19 protein-coding genes are annotated in these 18,607 nt (G+C 59.5%); 14 read left to right on the plus strand and 5 right to left on the minus strand.

Annotated features, from left to right (window positions below):
* Positions 1-74: 74 nt before the first annotated feature.
* The gene (gene dksA / locus AOA62_RS01620) at positions 75-518 is read right to left on the minus strand and encodes an RNA polymerase-binding protein DksA (RefSeq protein ID WP_003194150.1); all 444 of its coding nucleotides are present in this window, start codon (positions 516-518) and stop codon (positions 75-77) included.
* Positions 519-838: 320 nt separating this feature from the next.
* Between dksA and AOA62_RS01625 the strand changes: the two genes are divergently transcribed.
* Both AOA62_RS01625 and sfsA read left to right on the plus strand, forming a co-directional pair.
* Complete coding sequence (locus tag AOA62_RS01625) at positions 839-2,011, plus strand: pyridoxal phosphate-dependent aminotransferase (RefSeq protein ID WP_017139232.1); 1,173 nt, start codon at positions 839-841, stop codon at positions 2,009-2,011.
* Complete coding sequence (gene sfsA, locus AOA62_RS01630) at positions 2,011-2,724, plus strand: DNA/RNA nuclease SfsA (protein ID WP_099547647.1); 714 nt, start codon at positions 2,011-2,013, stop codon at positions 2,722-2,724. The genes AOA62_RS01625 and sfsA overlap by 1 nt, the downstream gene beginning before the upstream one ends.
* Here the strand turns inward: sfsA and AOA62_RS01635 are convergent.
* On the minus strand, positions 2,721-3,038 hold the full coding sequence (locus AOA62_RS01635) for a Rieske (2Fe-2S) protein (RefSeq protein WP_017139230.1): 318 nt from the start codon (positions 3,036-3,038) through the stop codon (positions 2,721-2,723). The genes sfsA and AOA62_RS01635 overlap by 4 nt on opposite strands.
* A 156-nt stretch (positions 3,039-3,194) precedes the next feature.
* On the opposite strand from AOA62_RS01635, the gene AOA62_RS01640 reads away from it, so the two are divergent.
* From AOA62_RS01640 to AOA62_RS01650, 3 genes are read left to right on the plus strand one after another with little or no spacing between them, the layout of a single operon-like run.
* On the plus strand, positions 3,195-4,073 hold the full coding sequence (locus AOA62_RS01640; RefSeq protein ID WP_099547648.1) for a hemin ABC transporter substrate-binding protein: 879 nt from the start codon (positions 3,195-3,197) through the stop codon (positions 4,071-4,073).
* Positions 4,070-5,107, plus strand: a complete 1,038-nt coding sequence (locus tag AOA62_RS01645) for an iron ABC transporter permease (protein WP_099547649.1) — start codon at positions 4,070-4,072, stop codon at positions 5,105-5,107. Before AOA62_RS01640 ends, AOA62_RS01645 begins: the two co-directional genes overlap by 4 nt.
* Positions 5,107-5,874 carry a heme ABC transporter ATP-binding protein gene (locus AOA62_RS01650; RefSeq protein ID WP_099547650.1) on the plus strand — a complete coding sequence of 256 codons (768 nt, stop codon included), beginning with the start codon at positions 5,107-5,109 and terminating at the stop codon, positions 5,872-5,874. The genes AOA62_RS01645 and AOA62_RS01650 overlap by 1 nt, the downstream gene beginning before the upstream one ends.
* A gap of 243 nt (positions 5,875-6,117) precedes the next feature.
* On the opposite strand, the gene AOA62_RS01655 is transcribed toward AOA62_RS01650, so the two are convergent.
* From AOA62_RS01655 to AOA62_RS01665, 3 genes are all read right to left on the minus strand, one after another.
* Entirely contained in the window at positions 6,118-6,390 is a 273-nt protein-coding gene (locus AOA62_RS01655) for a TfoX/Sxy family protein (RefSeq protein WP_017139226.1), read from the minus strand.
* A 202-nt stretch (positions 6,391-6,592) separates the two neighbouring features.
* A complete protein-coding gene (locus AOA62_RS01660) occupies positions 6,593-6,937 on the minus strand; it encodes a pentapeptide repeat-containing protein (RefSeq protein WP_017139225.1) in 345 nt (114 codons plus the stop codon).
* Between the two features lie 93 nt (positions 6,938-7,030).
* Complete coding sequence (locus AOA62_RS01665) at positions 7,031-8,587, minus strand: bifunctional aminoglycoside phosphotransferase/ATP-binding protein (RefSeq protein ID WP_099547651.1); 1,557 nt, start codon at positions 8,585-8,587, stop codon at positions 7,031-7,033.
* Positions 8,588-8,705: 118 nt separating this feature from the next.
* Between AOA62_RS01665 and mrcB the strand changes: the two genes are divergently transcribed.
* From mrcB to msrQ, 9 genes are all read left to right on the plus strand, one after another.
* A complete protein-coding gene (gene mrcB / locus AOA62_RS01670; protein ID WP_099547652.1) occupies positions 8,706-11,030 on the plus strand; it encodes a penicillin-binding protein 1B in 2,325 nt (774 codons plus the stop codon).
* Between the two features lie 16 nt (positions 11,031-11,046).
* Entirely contained in the window at positions 11,047-11,784 is a 738-nt protein-coding gene (locus AOA62_RS01675; protein WP_017139222.1) for a M48 family metallopeptidase, read from the plus strand.
* On the plus strand, positions 11,784-12,113 hold the full coding sequence (locus tag AOA62_RS01680) for a YqcC family protein (protein ID WP_017139221.1): 330 nt from the start codon (positions 11,784-11,786) through the stop codon (positions 12,111-12,113). The genes AOA62_RS01675 and AOA62_RS01680 overlap by 1 nt, the downstream gene beginning before the upstream one ends.
* A gap of 431 nt (positions 12,114-12,544) precedes the next feature.
* The gene (locus AOA62_RS01685; RefSeq protein ID WP_099547656.1) at positions 12,545-14,269 is read left to right on the plus strand and encodes an acetolactate synthase 3 large subunit; all 1,725 of its coding nucleotides are present in this window, start codon (positions 12,545-12,547) and stop codon (positions 14,267-14,269) included.
* A gap of 2 nt (positions 14,270-14,271) precedes the next feature.
* Positions 14,272-14,763, plus strand: a complete 492-nt coding sequence (gene ilvN, locus AOA62_RS01690; RefSeq protein WP_003176102.1) for an acetolactate synthase small subunit — start codon at positions 14,272-14,274, stop codon at positions 14,761-14,763.
* A gap of 47 nt (positions 14,764-14,810) precedes the next feature.
* Positions 14,811-15,827 carry a ketol-acid reductoisomerase gene (gene ilvC, locus AOA62_RS01695; protein WP_003176099.1) on the plus strand — a complete coding sequence of 339 codons (1,017 nt, stop codon included), beginning with the start codon at positions 14,811-14,813 and terminating at the stop codon, positions 15,825-15,827.
* A gap of 144 nt (positions 15,828-15,971) precedes the next feature.
* Positions 15,972-16,829 (plus strand): CDP-diacylglycerol--serine O-phosphatidyltransferase, encoded by an 858-nt coding sequence (gene pssA, locus AOA62_RS01700; RefSeq protein WP_056859782.1) that lies wholly within the window; start codon positions 15,972-15,974, stop codon positions 16,827-16,829.
* Positions 16,830-16,892: 63 nt separating this feature from the next.
* A complete protein-coding gene (gene msrP, locus AOA62_RS01705; RefSeq protein ID WP_017139219.1) occupies positions 16,893-17,906 on the plus strand; it encodes a protein-methionine-sulfoxide reductase catalytic subunit MsrP in 1,014 nt (337 codons plus the stop codon).
* Positions 17,906-18,526 (plus strand): protein-methionine-sulfoxide reductase heme-binding subunit MsrQ, encoded by a 621-nt coding sequence (gene msrQ, locus AOA62_RS01710; RefSeq protein WP_099547653.1) that lies wholly within the window; start codon positions 17,906-17,908, stop codon positions 18,524-18,526. The genes msrP and msrQ overlap by 1 nt, the downstream gene beginning before the upstream one ends.
* Positions 18,527-18,607 lie beyond the last annotated feature (81 nt).

Raw genomic sequence — 18,607 nt, forward strand, 5'->3', positions numbered from 1 at the left:
CCGCTGAACGCCAGAAACAAAAATGGAGCGTTTGCACGCCCCATTTTTTGTTTGTCGCGTTCAGCCCGGCAGGGTTACTTGCCGACCTGTTTTTCCTTGATTTCAGCCAAGGTCTTGCAGTCTACGCACAGGTCCGCGGTTGGGCGGGCTTCCAGGCGGCGAATACCAATCTCGACGCCGCAGGATTCGCACCAGCCGTATTCCTCGTCCTTGATCAGTTGCAGGGTCTTGTCGATCTTCTTGATCAGCTTGCGCTCTCGATCACGCGCTCGCAGTTCAAGGGCGAACTCTTCTTCCTGGCTCGCACGGTCGGCCGGATCAGGAAAGTTGGCTGCTTCGTCCTTCATGTGGTCAACGGTACGATCAACCTCCTGCATCAAGTCCTGTTTCCACTTGTTCAGGATCTTGGTGAAGTGCTCGCGCATGGGCTCGCCCATGTACTCCTCGCCCTTTTTTTCCACATAGGGTTCGAAGCCGCCGAGGCCTTGAGTCTGCTGTTGCTTTGCTTGGGTGGACATGAATAGACCGCCTCTCACTCTTCTAATCCATTGCGCAGGATTGCAACGTCACCGACACCTGCCGGCCCTGCGGCTGCAAGCGGGCGAACTTACCAGATAGATTCGGGGTGCGCCACTCCCGGTTGTCGAGGCCCAACGTGGCAGGCTTGCAAACTGTCATGGCCCGCCATGGCTGGGTATAGCGTGTCTCGAATGTTGATTTTAGTCGTTTTGCAGGCGCTTGCCCGGTTCAGCACGGAGGACCGAGCAGGCAATAGAGCATGTTTTACCGCGCGGGTTCGGTAGAATCCTGATTTTGTCCTCACCGTTAAGGAAGGCTAATGGCCCAGCCCTACAGTGCGCGCAGTCGCGCCATCGAACCTTTTCACGTTATGGCGTTACTGGCGCGAGCCAATGAGCTGCAGGCGGCTGGCCATGATGTTATCCACCTGGAGATCGGCGAGCCGGATTTCACCACGGCCGAGCCGATTATCCAGGCTGGCCAGGCCGCGCTGGCCAACGGCAAGACGCGCTATACCGCGGCCCGTGGGCTGCCCGAACTGCGCCAGGCCATCAGTGGTTTTTACCAGCAGCGCTACGGCCTGAGCGTCGACCCTGAGCGTATCCTGATCACGCCCGGTGGCTCTGGCGCGTTGCTGCTGGCCAGCAGCCTGCTGGTCGATCCGGGCAAGCACTGGCTGTTGGCCGACCCAGGCTACCCGTGCAACCGACATTTCCTGCGGCTAGTGGAAGGCGCTGCGCAGCTGGTGCCGGTTGGCCCGGACGTGCGCTACCAATTGACCGCTGAGCTGGTGGCCAAACACTGGAATGCAGACAGCGTTGGCGCGCTGGTGGCCTCACCAGCCAACCCGACCGGCACCATTCTGACCCGCGACGAACTGGCGGGGTTGTCGAGTGCAATCAAGGCGCGTAACGGCCATTTGGTGGTGGACGAGATCTATCACGGCCTCACCTACGGCACCGATGCCGCCAGCGTGCTGGAAGTCGACGACGATGCCTTCGTCTTAAATAGTTTTTCGAAGTATTTCGGCATGACCGGCTGGCGCCTCGGCTGGCTGGTGGCGCCCCCGGCGGCGGTGGGCGAATTGGAGAAGTTGGCGCAAAACCTCTACATCAGCGCGCCGAGCATGGCCCAGTACGCGGCGCTGGCGTGTTTCACCGAGCAAACCCTGAGCATTCTGGAAGAGCGCCGCGCCGAGTTCGGGCGCCGCCGGGATTTCCTGCTGCCAGCCTTGCGCGAGTTGGGTTTCGGCATCGCCGTAGAGCCCGAAGGCGCGTTCTATTTGTACGCCGATATCAGCGCGTTCGGCGGTGATGCCTTCGCGTTTTGCCGTCATTTCCTTGAAACCGAGCATGTGGCGTTTACGCCGGGCCTGGATTTCGGTCGTTATCAGGCCGGCCACCATGTGCGTTTTGCCTACACGCAAAACCTCGATCGGCTACAGGAGGCGGTGGAACGCATCGCCCGTGGCTTGCGGAGCTGGCAAGGCTGATGCGCTTTAATCCTCCCCTCGAAGAAGGGCGGCTGATCCGCCGCTACAAGCGCTTTCTCACCGATATCGAAACGCTGACCGGCGAGTTGCTGACCATTCACTGCCCCAACACCGGCTCGATGCTCAATTGCATGGTGGAGGGCGGCCAGGTCTGGTTCAGTCGCTCCACAGACCCCAAGCGTAAATTGCCGGGTACCTGGGAAATTGCCGAAACCCCCCAAGGCCGGCTGGCATGCGTCAACACCGCGCGTGCCAACCAACTGGTGGAGGAGGCGTTGCGCGCCGGGGTGATCACTGAACTCAACGGTTTTACCGCCTTGAAGCGCGAAGTGCCTTACGGCCAGGAAAAAAGCCGTATCGATTTTCGCCTGGAGTACCCACACGGCGCGGCGTATGTGGAGGTCAAGAGCGTCACCTTGGGCTTTGATGGCTCGCCGGTGGCAGCGTTTCCCGACGCGGTGACCCAACGTGGCGCCAAGCATTTGCGCGAGTTGGCACACCTGGCGCGTGAGGGCGTGCGTGCGGTGCAGTTGTATTGCGTGAACCTGTCGGGGATTGACGCTGTACGCCCGGCGGTGGAAATCGATGCGGGCTACGCCGCTGCGCTGCGCGAGGCCAAGGCGGCCGGCGTGGAGGTGTTGGCCTATGGTGCGCGGGTCACGCCGCAGGAAATTATCATCGACCGGCGCCTGGACGTGATGATCGGCGACTAGAGTTGCACCCACAGGCCTTGCGCGTCTTCACGGCCGGGCAGGGCTTTAAGGCTTTGGCCCGCGCACGGCCCGGCGATGCACTCGCCGCTTTCGATCAGGAACAAGGCGCCGTGGGTGGCGCACTGGATCAGGCTGGCGCTGCTGTCCAGGAACTGGTCGGGCTGCCATTCCAGCGGGATGCCGCGATGGGGGCAGCGGTTGAGGTAGAAGTACGCCACGCCGTCACGGCGCACGGCCAACACTTTGCAACCGTCTATTTCAAAACCACGGCTGCTGTTGGGCGCCAGGGCATCTGAGGGGCAGAGAAGCTTCATAACAATCCTTAAGTGCCTTGACGTTCAAATGCAAACAATTATCAAATGCCGGCTTCGCCCGTTAGCTGATTGGGTGCTCTGTACGATGCCAGACAGGGTTTATCTGTCACATCCATGAGTGCTTGAGTGGCCCCGCCCTTGGAAGGAAACCCTGTTATGCGCCTGAGTACCAGCGCTATTGCGCTTGTTGCCTCACTGCTGGTCAACCACGGGGCGCAAGCCTCTGAACTGCCGCAACGCTGGGTCAGCGCCGGTGGGGCGCTATCGGAATGGGTCACGGCGCTGGGCGGGGAGTCAAAGCTGGTGGGGGTGGATACCACCAGCCAGCATCCAGCATCGCTCAAGGCGTTGCCGAGCATCGGTTATCAGCGGCAACTGTCGGCGGAAGGGATTTTAAGCCTGCGTCCGCAGGTTCTGGTCGGGACTGAAGAGATGGGCCCACCGCCGGTGCTGGCGCAAATTCGCGGCGCGGGCGTGCAGGTGGAGATGTTCTCGGCAGAGCCGGATTTGCCGACCTTGAAAGGCAACCTTCAGCACTTGGGCAAGCTGTTGGGTGATGAAGCCAAGGCCAACGAATTGTTTACCGGATATGAACAAAAGCTGGATCAGCAGCAAGCCTGGGTCGCCAAGGCCCAGGCCACGCAAAAGGCGCCGGGTGTGCTTTTGTTGCTAGGGCATGCAGGTGGCAAACCGCTGATTGCAGGCAAGGACACGGCCGCCGATTGGATGTTGCAGCAGGCGGGCGGGCATAACCTGGCGACCCACACGGGCTATAAGCCGTTTTCGGTGGAGTCGCTGGCCGGGCTGAGTCCTGATGTGCTGGTGTTTGCTGATCGCGCACTCACTGGCGATGCCGCTCGGGCGGCCTTGTTCAAGGAAAACCCGATTCTGGCGTCGACCCCGGCCGCCAAAAACGGCCGCGTGTTTGAGCTGGACCCGACCCTGCTGGTCGGCGGGCTCGGGCCGCGTCTGCCGCAAAGCCTGGTGCAATTGTCTGCCGGGTTTTATCCGTCCCAGGCTAAACCTGCCCCATGACGACTCTGGTTAAACCGAAAACGCTGTTTATCGGGCTGGCGCTGTTATGCCTTCTGGCAATCTGGCTTTCACTGGCCCTGGGGCCGGTCAGCCTGCCGTTGCTGGATACGCTCAAGGCCGCCTTGCGCCTGATGGGCGTACCGATTGAAGCCCAGGGCCTGGAGCAGGCCGAATTGATCCTGGGGCAGATTCGTTTGCCGCGAACCTTGCTGGGTTTGGCGGTAGGTGGTGTGCTGGCATTGTCGGGTGTGGCGATGCAGGGCTTGTTTCGCAACCCGCTGGCCGATCCGGGGTTGGTCGGTGTGTCCAGCGGCGCGGCGCTCGGGGCGGCGATTGCTATCGTCGGCGGTTCTTTTTTTGGTGGCCTGCCGGATGCGTTCGGGCCTTATCTGCTGTCGTTGTGCGCGTTTCTTGGCGGTTTGGGCGTCACTGCCCTGGTCTATCGCCTGGGGCGCCGCAACGGCCAGACCAACGTTGCAACGATGCTGCTTGCCGGTATCGCGCTTACCGCCCTGGCCAGTTCGGCGGTGGGGTTGTTTACCTATCTGGCCGATGACGCCACCTTGCGCACGCTGACGTTCTGGAATCTTGGCAGCCTCAATGGCGCCAGCTATTCGCGGTTGTGGCCATTGCTGTTGGTGAGCGCCGGTGTGGCGCTGTGGTTGCCGCGCCGTGCAAAAGCCTTGAATGCATTGTTGCTGGGTGAGTCCGAAGCCAATCACCTTGGCATTGATGTTGAAGGGCTCAAGCGTGAACTGGTGTTTTGCACGGCCCTCGGTGTGGGCGCGGCGGTAGCGGCGGCGGGCATGATCGGGTTTGTCGGGCTGGTGGTGCCGCATCTGGTGCGCTTGTTGGCCGGGCCGGATCATCGGGTGTTGTTGCCGGCGTCTGTGCTCGCGGGTGCGAGCCTGTTGCTGTTTGCTGATCTGGTGGCGCGCCTGGCGCTGGCGCCGGCTGAACTGCCGATCGGCATCGTGACGGCCTTTATTGGCGCGCCGTTTTTTCTGTATTTGTTGCTGCGAGGGCGCGCCTGATGCTGCGAGTAGAAGCGTTGCAGGTCCGGCGTGGCGATAAAACCGTGCTGGCGGATGTCACCCTGGACTTGCTGCCGGGTGAAGTGCTCGGTGTGCTCGGCCCTAACGGAGCAGGCAAGAGCACGCTGCTCGGTGCGTTGTGCGGCGAGCTGAAGCCGGATCAGGGCAAGGTGTGGCTGGATCAGCAAGCCTTGACGGAGTGGAGCGGGCCGCAACGTGCCCAACGTTTGGCAGTGTTGCCGCAGACTTCCACGCTGGATTTCGCATTTCGTGTCGAGGAGGTTGTAGGCATGGGCCGCTTGCCCCATCAGACCGGACGCGTGCGTGATGACGAAATCATCGAGGCGGCGCTGCACGCGGCAGACGTGGGCCATTTAAGCGGGCGCAGCTACCTGGCGCTGTCGGGTGGTGAACGCCAGCGTGTGCATCTGGCGCGAGTGTTGGCGCAGTTATGGCCGGGGGAAGCCGGGCAGACGCTGCTGTTGGATGAGCCGACCTCGATGCTTGACCCCTTGCACCAACACACGACCCTGCAAGCTATACGTACTTTCGCTGATCGCGGCGCTGCGGTGCTGGTGATTCTCCATGACCTGAACTTGGCGGCGCGTTATTGCGACCGGATTCTGTTGCTGGAGCAGGGGCGCCCACACGCGTTGGATACGCCGGCGCAGGTGATGCGGCCCGAGCCACTTAAGGCGGTGTTTGGTTTGGAGGTGCTGGTACAGCCGCACCCGGAGCGTGGGCATCCGTTGATCATTGCGCGCTGAATCGGCTTTTTTACAGGTAAAAAAAGACCCGGCAAGAGCCGGGTCAAATAACCGTGATTAGCCTGATGAGGAGATAATCTGAGAGTCCGAACCAATGGTCTTTCAGTTATCGGCTGATCTCGCGACCAGCTGTGATAATCATAACGATTCTCATTTGAGAGTCAACATCTGTTTTTCAACGATCTGCCGTTTTTCTCAAACACGTGTTCGAACTGCCCATGAACATTGGGGATTCTTGCAGACCTAAATTTTCTGACGCGCTGAAATCGCTTCCAACTGACGGTTCAATGCCTCCTTGCGTTCCGTCGGGATGTCGTTCCAATGCACGTCCATCAAGGCTCCCTCGATTGCATACAGCAGCACTTTCGAGGCACGAAACCCGCGAGTGCGCACGGCTCGGTAGGCATCGACAGCTCCCAGGCGACGTAAGTCGGACGCGCTGTGGATGCCCACCGCATGCAGCCACTGCGCCGACGTCTTGCCCAGGTTTTTCAGGTGTTGCAGCTCATCGTTCATCAAGCCTCCTTGCGACGGCCGAATGGTGCGGTGGGTATCGTGACCAGGCAAGCCTGAAAAGGAGTGTAGCGCTCAGTAGGAAAAGCGTGGTTCTTTGGTCAGGAACGGCTGAAAAGCTTATAAGAATTCTTGAGGGTGTTGCCGACAAGCAGGCAGGAGGCGCCGCTACGCGTGAGGCGTAGCTGGGGCCCGAAAGATGAAGTTACTTGGTGCGGTAGCGCAAACGAGTGCCGAAATTGACCGACATGAGGATTTCGTCAGCCGTCAGTTCGGGGGAGAAGTAGGTGCCGGAAATCTGCGCATGGGCCAGGCTGGCGCCTTCCAGCGAGCACTCGCGCAGGTCCAGGCCGCGCAGGTCGGCAGAGCGGAAGTAGGCGTCGGTGAAATCCACGCCCGTGGCGTTCAGGTCACGCAGGTCCAACCCACGGAAGTCACCACCGCGCATGTCGATGGGGCCGTCTTTGGGACGTTCCTGGTTGAAGCCGCGGATGTCGTCTTTATGCAGGAGTGCGTAGAGCGGAGTATCAAGAAGCTTGGGCTGACTCATGACGGCGACTCCTGTTGGAATTATGACGCCATTATAGTGCCACTATTGCTCGGTCGTGCACCGAAGATCGGTGACACGACCAAGAAATATTTCTTACAGACCGGGCAGGCGCTGACGAATGTGCGCTACCAGAGCGTCGAGTGTGCCGCTTTCGTTGGTTTCCACGCGTTTGCTCAGCAGCAGCTCTTCGGCGGTCAGCGGGTCACGGTTGGCCTGCTGTTCTTCGATAATGGTGAGCGTCGCGTCGGAAGGATCGTTTTTATCCGCCTGACGTTGCGCCAGCCAGCTGGCGATAACGGCTTGCGGTGCGTTGCAATCGAGGATCAGGAACGGCGCACCGGTTGCCTCGGCAATCCTGGCGGCGGCGTCGCGTTGTGCGCTTTTCAGGAAGGTCGCGTCCAGCACTACCGGGTAGCCGGCACGCAAGACGGTATCGGCGATTTCGTTGAGCCGAGCGTAGGTGGCAGCGCTGGCTTCGGCGGCGTAGATACCGGCTTGCGGGGTGTTCTCGACCTTTTGTTCGCCAAACAGGCGCTTGCGTTCCACATCCGAACGCAGGCGCACGGCACCCAAGGCTTCCACCAGACGCATGGCCACGTGGCTTTTACCGACGGCCGAAACACCGTGGGTTATCGCCAGGAAGCGCGATGGAATAGTGCTGTAGCTTTCCGCCAGGTTCGCATAGTTGCGGTATTGGCGCAGGGTGGTGGCGCGTTGCACCGGGCTGGCCTCGCTCGGCATGCTGAACAACGCCACCTTGGCGCGCACCAGTGCACGGTAGGCTTTATAGAAGTTCAGCACTTCCAGGCCCTGATAGTCGCCGGTCAGCTCCAGGTACTGGCTGATAAAACGGCGCGCCAGGGATTTGAGGCCGCGGTCTTCCAGGTCCATCGCCAGAAAGGCCGTGTCGGCATACACATCGGTGAAGCGGAACGGCTCGTTGAACTCGATGCAGTCGAAGATCACCACCTGGCCATCGATCAGGGTGGCGTTGCCCAAGTGGATATCACCGTGACACTCACGGGTGAAACCTTCGAGTTTGCGTTGGGCCAGCAGTGGCTTGAGGCGTTCGAAGCTGGCTTCGGCCCAGGCTTGCAGGGCTTCGAGTTGAGCCAGGTCGGCTTTGTCGCTGAGGAACGGGCGGATCTGGTCGAAGTTCTGGCGAACCGGTGCCATCACCTCATCCGGCGTGCCGGCGGGGTGGTCTTGCGGCACTTTCGGCGCAGTGAGGTGGAAGTGCGCAATCTGCTTGGCCATATCATCAATGTGCGCGCTGGTAACCTCGCCATTGGCTTGCAGTGTGCTGAGCAGCTGGCTCTGCGGGAATTGGCGCATTTTCAGCGCGTATTCGATGACCGGGCCATCACCGCCCAATTGCGGGGCTTCGGCGCTGCCGGTGATTGGCAACACGTCAAGATACAAATCTTCGGTCAGGCGCTGATTGAGGCGCAGCTCTTCGCGGCAGAAGTGGCCGCGGTCATCCAGTTGGGTGAAATCCAGGAAGCCGAAGTTCATCGGCTTCTTCAGCTTATAAGCATAGGGGCCGGTCAGTATGACCCAGGAAATATGGGTCTCAATGACTTGAAACGCTTCAACCGGATGGGGATACAAAGCCGGGTTTTGCAGGGCAGCGATCAGGGACTGGCTCACGGGCGATCCTTCAAAGTCTGGGGGAAATCATGGCCGGCATTATGGCGGTTACGGTCGGTCGTGCAAACCGCTGTCCGGCTCATGTTGATCCTCAATAAAGTGCGTATAATCCGCCGCCATGACTCGAACCCGATCTCCCCGTTCCCGTAAAAAACCTCCTTCACGCGGCCTGCGCCCGTGGCTGGGCTGGGCCATCAAGCTGAGCCTGGTAGGCCTTGTGGTGCTCGCAGGCTTCGCGGTGTACCTCGACGCCGTGGTGCAGGAGAAATTCTCCGGCAAGCGCTGGACCATCCCGGCCAAGGTATACGCACGCCCGTTGGAATTGTTCACCGGCCAAAAGCTGAGCAAGGAAGACTTCCTTACCGAACTCGACGCCTTGGGCTATCGCCGCGAACCCGTGAGCAATGGCCCCGGCGCCGCTGCTGTCAGCGGCAATACCGTCGATTTGAATACCCGTGGCTTCCAGTTCTATGAAGGCCTGGAGAAAGCCCAGCCGGTGCGCGTGCGCTTCTCCGGCGATTACGTTGCCGAACTGTCGTCGCTCAATGGCTCCAAGTTGCCCGTGGTGCGCCTGGAACCGCTGTTGATCGGCGGTATTTACCCCAAGAACCTTGAAGATCGCATCCTGATCAAGCTTGATCAGGTGCCGCCGTACCTGCTTGATACGCTGATCGCCGTGGAAGACCGCGATTTCTACAGCCACTGGGGTGTGTCGCCCAAGTCGATTGCCCGCGCCATCTGGGTCAACACGTCCGGCGGCAAGATGACCCAGGGCGGCAGTACGCTCACGCAACAATTGGTCAAGAACTTCTACCTGACCAACGAGCGCAGCCTGACCCGTAAACTCACCGAAGCCATGATGGCCATGCTGCTGGAGCTGCATTACAGCAAGCAGGAGATTCTCGAGGCGTACCTCAACGAAGTGTTCGTCGGCCAGGACGGCCAGCGCGCGGTGCACGGTTTCGGCTTGGCCAGCCAGTTCTTCTTTGGCCAGCCCTTGTCCGAATTGAAATTGCATCAAGTCGCGTTGCTGGTGGGGATGGTCAAGGGGCCGTCCTATTACAACCCGCGCCGCAACCCGGAACGTGCGCTTGAGCGCCGTAACCTGGTGTTGGATGTACTTGAACAGCAGGGCGTAGCCACCGCTGAACAAGTTGCGGCGGCGAAAAAAATGCCACTGGGTGTGACCACGCGCGGCAAGCTGGCCGACAGTTCATTCCCGGGCTTTATCGACTTGGTCAAACGCCAGTTGCGTGAAGATTACCGCGACGAAGACTTGACCGAAGAAGGCCTGCGGATCTTTACCAGTTTCGACCCGATCCTGCAGATGAAAGCCGAAGCGTCGGTCAACGACACCTTCAAACGCCTGACCGGCCGTAAAGGTTCGGATGAAGTCGAAGCAGCCATGGTCGTGACCAACCCGGAAACCGGTGAGGTGCAGGCCATGATTGGCAGCCGCCAGGCCAGTTTTGCCGGTTTCAACCGTGCGCTGGATGCGGTGCGGCCGATCGGTTCGCTGGTCAAGCCGGCGGTCTACCTCACGGCCCTGGAAAAACCAAGCAAATACACGCTGACCAGTTGGTTGTCGGATGACCCGCTGTCGGTCAAAGGGGCGGATGGCCAGGTATGGACGCCGCAGAACTTTGATCGTCGCTCCCACGGCACTGTGTTCCTGTACCAAGGCCTGGCGCATTCCTACAACATCTCCACCTCGCGCCTTGGGCTTGAAGTGGGCGTGCCGAATGTGCTGAAAACCCTGGGACGACTGGGCATCACCCGTGAGTTCCCGGCGTTCCCGTCTATGCTGCTGGGCGCTGGCGCCATGACCCCGATGGAAGTGGCGACGATGTACCAGACCCTCGCCAACGGTGGCTTCAATACCCCGATGCGCGGCATTCGCAGTGTGCTGACCGCCGATGGCGAACCGCTCAAGCGTTACCCGTTCCAGATCCAGCAGCGCTTTGACGCGGGTTCCATCTATCTGATCCAGAACGCCATGCAGCGCGTGATGCGTGAAGGCACCGGGCGTTCGGTCTACAGCGTGCTGCCGTCGAACCTGACGCTGGCGGGCAAGACCGGCACCAGTAACGATTCGCGCGACAGCTGGTTCGCAGGCTTCGGCCAGGATGTGCTGGCCGTGGTCTGGCTGGGCCGCGACGATAACGGCAAAACCCCGTTCACTGGTGCGACCGGTGCGCTGCAGGTGTGGACCAGTTTCATGCGCAAGGCCGATCCGTTGCCGCTTAACATGCCGCAGCCGGACAACATCGTGCAGGCCTGGATTGATCCGCATACCGGGCAGGGTTCCGATGCCAACTGTCCGGGCGCGGTACAGATGCCGTATATTCGCGGCAGCGAGCCACCCGCCGGTGCTGCGTGCGGTGGCAGTGCCCCCGCTGACGCGGATTCGGTGATGGATTGGGTCAAGGGCTGGATGCATTAAGCAAAGAGGGTTTCAAGTGAACAAGTTGTGGATTCCAGCTATTACCGCCTTGGTTATGCTCGGCGGTTGCTCCAGCGTGCAGCGCGGTTCGATTCCCGTGGTGGACTCAAGCACGAACGTTTCCAATAACGACCGTATCTCGGCCACTGGCGGTTTCCGTCAGACCGTGGTCAAGCGTCCTGCCCAAGCCACGCCTCAGGCCATACCGCAGGATTCGGGCGTGGTGGTGATGGTGCCGGGCGGCGGTGCTGCGACGTCGGCGCCGATCAGTGCCGAGCCTTGGACGCCAGGGCCAAGCACTTCGGGGCCGGCCAACTCCGCGCCGATCCAGACGGCGCCGATCAACCAGGGCACTTACAACATGCCGCCGTCCACGCCGAGCGGTATTCCGTCGTCGTCTAACGCGGGTGGCCTGTCGGCTGACGAGCAACTGGACGGGCCGGTGCTGGCTTTGCTGACCACCGCGCAGCAGCAACAGGCCGGTGGTGACCTGAACGGGGCATCGTCGAGCCTTGAGCGTGCCCAGCGTGTGGCGCCGCGTGAGCCGCAAGTGCTGTATCGCCTGGCACAGGTGCGCATGGCCCAGGGCGACGCGCCGCAAGCCGAGCAGTTCGCCCGTCGCGGCCTGACCCTGGCCAACGGTCGCCCCGACCTGCAAGCCAACCTGTGGGCTTTGATTGGTGACGCGCGTGCCGCACAAGGCGACGCCGCCGGTGCTGCCCAGGCGCGGCAAAAAGCCAAGGTCAGCCTCTGATGGATGCACGGTTTCCGGCAATTGCCGAACAGCTGTTGCTGATTGAGCGTGAGTTACGTGTGCAGGGTTGGTGGGACGAAGTGCCCCCCAGCGCTGAAGCGCTTAGCAGCGTCGAGCCGTTTTCGGTGGACACCCTGGACTTTCACCAGTGGCTGCAATGGATCTTCCTGGTGCGCATGAAGCAGATCCTCGAGCAGGACCTGCCATTGCCCAATGCTTCGGGGATCCTCGAGATGGCGGAGATGGTTTACGCCGATCGCCCGCTTGAAAGCATAGGCTTACGCAATGCGCTGAAAAAGTTCGACCAATTGATCGTCGACGCTCGTTAATTGCCTGACTGCCGGGTTTTTCGGCAGTCTTGCGCACATTTCTACCGCTTGACGACATTCAGGCGAGTTTTATCCCTCCTCAAGCCCCTTTAATCTTCGTTCTCATGCGCTTAGTTGGAAAAAAGCGCAATTATTGCTTGACTTGAAGGGGCTGAAACAGAAGAATCCAAAGTCCGCTGTATCGGGACTGCCAGAAGCAGGCCCGCTCAGCAGATCATGAGGCGCATATCCGCGCCGACCTGTAACACCCGCAACGCGTTACCTCGCGCTGGGTGGGAAAAGCCCGCAACACTTGGGACGATCCCAATACTTGCTCAGTCAGTGCTGACGTAGTCGGCGACCACCGTCGCTCATGCTCTGTTGAGAAGTAAACCTATTAAGACCCGTCGGTTTTTAACGGACGGTATTCTGGCGTTTTAGAGGTGAACAACGTGGAGCTTTTATCTGGCGGTGAGATGCTCGTCCGCTTTTTGCGTGACGAAGGCGTCGACTATATCTACGGGTACCCAGGTGGTGCTCTGCTGCATGTTTACGACGCACTGTTCAAGGAACCGGCTGTTACCCACATCCTGGTTCGCCACGAACAGGCCGCGACCCATATGGCTGACGGCTATGCCCGTGCCACCGGTAAAGCCGGTGTAGTGCTGGTAACGTCCGGCCCAGGCGCAACCAATGCCATTACCGGCATCGCGACTGCCTATATGGACTCCATTCCGATGGTGATCATTTCTGGCCAGGTGCCCAGCACCATGGTCGGCACCGATGCATTCCAGGAAACCGACATGATCGGTATTTCCCGGCCGATCGTGAAACACAGTTTCATGATCAAGCACGCGTCGGAAATCCCGGAAGTCATGAAAAAGGCCTTCTACCTTGCACAGTCCGGTCGTCCGGGCCCTGTGGTGGTCGATATCCCGAAAGACATGACCAACCCGGCGGAAAAGTTCGAATACGTCTTCCCGAAAAAAGCCAAGCTGCGTTCCTACAGCCCGGCCGTTCGTGGGCACTCGGGTCAAATCCGCAAGGCGGCAGAAATGCTCTTGGCGGCCAAGCGCCCAGTGCTGTACTCCGGCGGCGGCGTGATTCTGGGCGGCGGTTCTGCACCTCTGACCGAATTGGCCAAGCTGCTTAACCTGCCAGTGACCAATACCCTGATGGGCCTCGGCGCATTCCCGGGTACGGACCGTCAGTTCGTCGGCATGCTCGGCATGCACGGCAGCTACACCGCCAACCTGGCCATGCACCACGCCGACGTCATCCTGGCGGTGGGCGCGCGGTTTGATGACCGTGTGATCAACGGACCGAGCAAGTTTTGCCCGAATGCCAAGATCATCCACATCGACATCGACCCGGCGTCCATCTCCAAGACCATCAAGGCCGACGTGCCGATCGTAGGTCCGGTAGAAAGCGTGCTGACCGAAATGGTTGCGGCGCTCAAGGACATCGGCGAAACGCCGAACAAGGAATCGGTTGCCAGCTGGTGGAAGCAGATCGACGAATGGCGCGGCGACCGCGGCCTGTTCCCTTACGACAAGGGCGACGGCAGCATCATCAAGCCACAAACCGTGATCGAAACCCTGTGCGAAGTGACCAAGGGCGACGCCTTTGTGACCTCCGACGTGGGCCAGCACCAGATGTTCGCTGCGCAGTACTACAAGTTCGACAAGCCTAACCGCTGGATCAACTCCGGTGGCCTGGGCACGATGGGCTTTGGTTTCCCGGCGGCCATGGGTGTGAAACTGAGCTTCCCGGACACCGACGTCGCCTGCGTGACGGGTGAGGGCAGCATCCAGATGAACATCCAGGAACTGTCGACGTGCCTGCAGTACGGTCTTCCGGTGAAGATCGTGTGCTTGAACAACGGCGTGCTGGGCATGGTTCGTCAGTGGCAGGACATGAGCTACAACAGCCGTCACTCCCATTCCTACATGGAATCGCTGCCGGATTTCATCAAGTTGGTTGAAGCCTACGGCCACGTCGGCATGCGCATCACCGATTTGAAAGATCTGAAGCCGAAGATGGAAGAGGCGTTCGCCATGAAGGACCGCCTGGTGTTCCTCGATATTCAAGTGGACACCAGCGAGCACGTCTACCCGATGCAGATCAAAGACGGCTCTATGCGCGACATGTGGCTGAACAAGACGGAGCGTACCTAATCATGCGGCACATTATCTCCCTGCTTCTGGAGAACGAACCCGGCGCTCTGTCTCGTGTTGTCGGCCTGTTTTCGCAACGCAACTACAACATCGAAAGCCTGACCGTGGCGCCGACCGAAGACCCGACCCTGTCGCGCCTGACGTTGACTACTGTTGGTCACGATGAGGTGATCGAGCAGATCACCAAGAACCTCAACAAGCTGATCGAAGTGGTCAAGCTGGTCGACTTGTCGGAAAGTGCCCACATCGAGCGCGAGCTGATGCTGGTCAAGGTCAAGGCCACGGGTGCCCAACGTGCCGAGATCAAACGCACCACCGACATTTATCGCGGGCAGATCGTCGATGTGAGCGCCAGCGTTTATACCGTTCAACTGACCGGTACAAGCGACAAGCTGGACAGCTTCATCCAGTCGATCGGGACGGCCTCGATTCTGGAAACCGTACGCAGTGGTGTCACCGGGATTGCCCGTGGCGACAAAGTACTCAGCATCTAACCCAAATTAGCGAATGGCCTTACGGCCTGGATATATAGAGGAACCTCATGAAAGTTTATTACGATAAAGATTGTGACCTGTCGATCATCCAGGGCAAGAAAGTCGCCATCATCGGCTACGGTTCCCAGGGCCACGCCCAAGCGTGCAACCTGAAAGATTCCGGCGTTGACGTGACTGTTGGCCTGCGCAAAGGCTCGGCCACTGTTGCCAAGGCTGAAGCCCACGGCCTGAAAGTGACTGACGTTGCTTCCGCCGTTGCCGCTGCCGACCTGGTCATGATCCTGACCCCGGACGAATTCCAGTCCGCGCTCTACAAGAACGAAATCGAGCCAAACATCAAGAAAGGCGCCACCCTGGCCTTCTCCCATGGCTTCGCGATTCACTACAACCAGGTTGTGCCACGCGCTGACCTCGACGTGATCATGATCGCGCCGAAAGCGCCGGGCCACACCGTGCGCTCCGAGTTCGTCAAAGGCGGCGGCATCCCTGACCTGATCGCGATCTACCAGGACGCATCCGGCAACGCCAAGAACGTGGCACTGTCCTACGCTGCTGGCGTTGGTGGCGGTCGTACCGGCATCATCGAAACCACCTTCAAGGACGAGACCGAAACCGACCTGTTCGGCGAGCAAGCCGTACTGTGCGGCGGTACCGTTGAGCTGGTCAAAGCCGGTTTCGAAACCCTGGTTGAAGCTGGCTACGCGCCAGAAATGGCCTACTTCGAATGCCTGCACGAACTGAAGCTGATCGTTGACCTCATGTACGAAGGCGGTATCGCCAACATGAACTACTCGATCTCTAACAACGCCGAATACGGCGAGTATGTGACCGGCCCGGAAGTCATCAACGCCGAGTCCCGTCAGGCTATGCGCAACGCCCTGAAACGTATTCAGGACGGCGAATACGCCAAAATGTTCATCAGCGAAGGCGCTACCGGCTACCCTTCGATGACCGCCAAGCGTCGTAACAACGCCGCTCACGGTATCGAAGTGATCGGCGAGCAACTGCGCTCCATGATGCCGTGGATCGGTGCCAACAAGATCGTCGACAAAGCCAAAAACTAAGTCGTACGTATCTAGAAAAAACGCGGCTTAGGCCGCGTTTTTTCGTTTGGGGGCGGGTTCTGGTATAAAGCTGCATCGTTTGCGGGCGAACACGCGCTGCAAGTATTTGTCGAATTCTTTTCACACCGTTGCAAGGTAAAGTCCATGACCGAACGTCCCGAAGAGCCAAACCAGGCCTCTGACGCCGAAAGCCTGCTACCGATCGATGAGCATGTCGAAGAAGGGCATGATGCGGAAGGTCGCAAGGTCCGGCATCGTGGTATCTATCTTCTGCCCAATCTGTTCACCACGGCGAACCTGTTTGCCGGGTTCTACTCCATCATCAACTCCATGAGTGCGCAAAGCGCATTGGCGGCGGGTGATGCGGCGAGTGCCAGCAAGTATTTCGGCTTTGCGGCTATCGCCATCTTCGTGGCCATGGTGCTCGACGGCCTGGATGGCCGGGTGGCGCGCATGACCAATACCCAAAGCGCTTTCGGTGCCGAGTACGACTCGCTGTCGGACATGGTAGCTTTCGGCGTTGCGCCGGCATTGCTGGCATTTGCCTGGGCGCTGGGTGATATGGGCAAGGTCGGCTGGATGGTTGCCTTCATCTATGTCGCCGGCGCGGCGTTGCGTCTGGCGCGCTTTAACACCCAAGTGGGTACTGCTGACAAGCGTTACTTCATCGGCCTGGCCAGCCCGGCGGCGGCAGGTGTGGTGGCCGGTATCGTCTGGGCGTTCAGTGACTACGGCATCCAGGGTTCGAAGATGTCGTTCCTGGTGGCCTTGATGGTTGCAGCCGCCGGCATGCTGATGGTCAGCAATATCAAGTACAACAGCTTCAAGGAGTTTGACCTCAAGGGGCGCGTGCCTTTCGTGGCTATCCTGGTGGTGGTGCTGGTGTTTGCGGTCGTGTTCAGTGATCCGCCACGTATTCTGCTGCTGGCGTTCCTGGTGTATGCCGCGTCGGGGCCGATTCAGTACCTGCTGCATCTGCGCCGCGACAAAACATTGCCTTAATGTAATTTCCCCCATACTCCGCAGTCTATTGGTGCATCAGTTCTCCAATGCTGCGGAGTTGCCATGTTAATCAAGATCCCCAAAGCGTCCGATTGTCATGAATCGGATGTCACGCCTGAATCCTTCTATCTTTCGCGTCGCAGCTTGCTCGGTGGTGCGCTGGCCGGTGTTGCGGCCACTGCGTTGCCGCGTTGGGCGAGTGCCGAAGATGCCGCGCGTTATGCCGATGTCGAGCCGGGCAATGCCCCAGGCTGGTTTGCAGATAAGCTGCCCAGCACCCAATGGCAGGCGGTTACGGTAAAAGACGAAGCCATCACCCCGTTCAAGGACGCCACCCACTACAACAACTTCTATGAGTTCGGTACGGACAAGGGCGACCCGGCGAAGAACGCCGGTTCACTCAAGACCGAACCCTGGAGTGTGGTGATCGATGGGGAAGTCGGTAAACCTGGGCGCTATGCCCTGGAAGACTTCATGAAGCCTTATCAATTGGAAGAGCGTATCTACCGACTGCGTTGTGTCGAGGCGTGGTCGATGGTGATTCCGTGGATGGGCTTTCCTATTTCAGCCTTGCTCAAGCAGGTTGAACCAACCGCTAAAGCCAAGTACATCCGCTTTGAAACGCTGCAGGACCCCAAAAGCATGCCGGGACAGCGCTCCAGCTTCGGCTTGATCGACTGGCCCTATGTAGAAGGGCTGCGTCTGGATGAAGCAATGAATCCGTTGGCGATCCTGGCTGTGGGTATGTATGGGCGGGAGTTGCCGAACCAGAACGGTGCACCACTGCGTCTGGTAGTGCCTTGGAAGTACGGCTTCAAGAGCGTGAAGTCGATTGTGCGGATCAGCCTGGTCAGCGAGCAGCCAAAGACGACTTGGCAAAGCATTGCGGCCAATGAGTATGGGTTCTACGCGAATGTGAACCCGACCGTCGACCATCCTCGCTGGACCCAGGCGCGTGAGCGTCGTTTGCCGAGCGGTCTGTTCAGCCCGAATGTGCGAGAGACGCAGATGTTCAACGGCTATTCGGATGAGGTCGCTTCTCTCTATACGGGCCTCGACCTGCGGAAGAACTACTGATGCGTTATCCGATCTGGCGCATTGGCGTCTTTATGGCCGCGGCGATCTGGCCATTTTTCTGGCTGTATGAGGCGTGGAGCTCTGTGCTCGGGCCTGATCCAGGCAAAGTGTTGATGGATCGGTTGGGGCTTGGGACCCTGATCCTGTTGCTGGTAACGCTAGGTATGACGCCGTTGCAGAAACTCAGCGGGTGGGCAGGGTGGATTGCCGTGCGTCGGCAGCTGGGATTGTGGTGTTTTGCGTATGTGGCACTGCACCTGGCTGCGTACTGCGTATTCATCCTCGGGCTGGATTGGTCGCAGTTCGGCGTCGAGCTGCGTAAGCGGCCCTACATTATTGTCGGTGCGCTGGGGTTCCTTGGCTTATTGGTGCTGGCAGTAACGTCCAATCGTTATAGCCAGCGCCGGTTGGGTAGCCGTTGGAAGAAGCTGCATCGCCTGGTGTACGTGATTCTTGGGCTTGGTTTGTTGCACATGTTGTGGATTGTGCGGGCCGACCTGAAGGAATGGGCGATCTATGCATCTATAGGCGCGCTGCTGCTAGTGCTGCGGATTCCGCCAGTGATGCGCCGGATTCCCCGTCTTATTGCGAAAAAACCACTTTCTGCGACAAAAGCGTAATTAAGGATTGACGGCGTTTTATATCTGTCTATAATTCGCCCCACTTCCGGCGCAGTCGAAACGGAAAACTCCTTGGTAAAC

The sequence above is a fragment of the Pseudomonas sp. 2995-3 genome, from assembly GCF_002742565.1.
Lineage (GTDB): Bacteria > Pseudomonadota > Gammaproteobacteria > Pseudomonadales > Pseudomonadaceae > Aquipseudomonas > Aquipseudomonas edaphica.

Bases quoted from the DNA above. Each gene is read 5' to 3' on its own strand.
- AOA62_RS01625 (WP_017139232.1), top strand. From the start codon at position 839: ATGGCCCAGCCCTACAGTGCGCGCAGTCGCGCCATCGAACCTTTTCAC.
- AOA62_RS01650 (WP_099547650.1), top strand. From the start codon at position 5,107: ATGCTGCGAGTAGAAGCGTTGCAGGTCCGGCGTGGCGATAAAACCGTG.
- pssA (WP_056859782.1), top strand. From the start codon at position 15,972: ATGACCGAACGTCCCGAAGAGCCAAACCAGGCCTCTGACGCCGAAAGC.
- AOA62_RS01680 (WP_017139221.1), top strand. From the start codon at position 11,784: ATGGATGCACGGTTTCCGGCAATTGCCGAACAGCTGTTGCTGATTGAG.
- AOA62_RS01640 (WP_099547648.1), top strand. From the start codon at position 3,195: ATGCGCCTGAGTACCAGCGCTATTGCGCTTGTTGCCTCACTGCTGGTC.
- ilvN (WP_003176102.1), top strand. From the start codon at position 14,272: ATGCGGCACATTATCTCCCTGCTTCTGGAGAACGAACCCGGCGCTCTG.
- AOA62_RS01660 (WP_017139225.1), bottom strand. From the start codon at position 6,937: ATGAGTCAGCCCAAGCTTCTTGATACTCCGCTCTACGCACTCCTGCAT.
- ilvC (WP_003176099.1), top strand. From the start codon at position 14,811: ATGAAAGTTTATTACGATAAAGATTGTGACCTGTCGATCATCCAGGGC.
- mrcB (WP_099547652.1), top strand. From the start codon at position 8,706: ATGACTCGAACCCGATCTCCCCGTTCCCGTAAAAAACCTCCTTCACGC.
- msrP (WP_017139219.1), top strand. From the start codon at position 16,893: ATGTTAATCAAGATCCCCAAAGCGTCCGATTGTCATGAATCGGATGTC.
- msrQ (WP_099547653.1), top strand. From the start codon at position 17,906: ATGCGTTATCCGATCTGGCGCATTGGCGTCTTTATGGCCGCGGCGATC.
- sfsA (WP_099547647.1), top strand. From the start codon at position 2,011: ATGCGCTTTAATCCTCCCCTCGAAGAAGGGCGGCTGATCCGCCGCTAC.
- AOA62_RS01655 (WP_017139226.1), bottom strand. From the start codon at position 6,390: ATGAACGATGAGCTGCAACACCTGAAAAACCTGGGCAAGACGTCGGCG.
- AOA62_RS01635 (WP_017139230.1), bottom strand. From the start codon at position 3,038: ATGAAGCTTCTCTGCCCCTCAGATGCCCTGGCGCCCAACAGCAGCCGT.
- AOA62_RS01645 (WP_099547649.1), top strand. From the start codon at position 4,070: ATGACGACTCTGGTTAAACCGAAAACGCTGTTTATCGGGCTGGCGCTG.
- dksA (WP_003194150.1), bottom strand. From the start codon at position 518: ATGTCCACCCAAGCAAAGCAACAGCAGACTCAAGGCCTCGGCGGCTTC.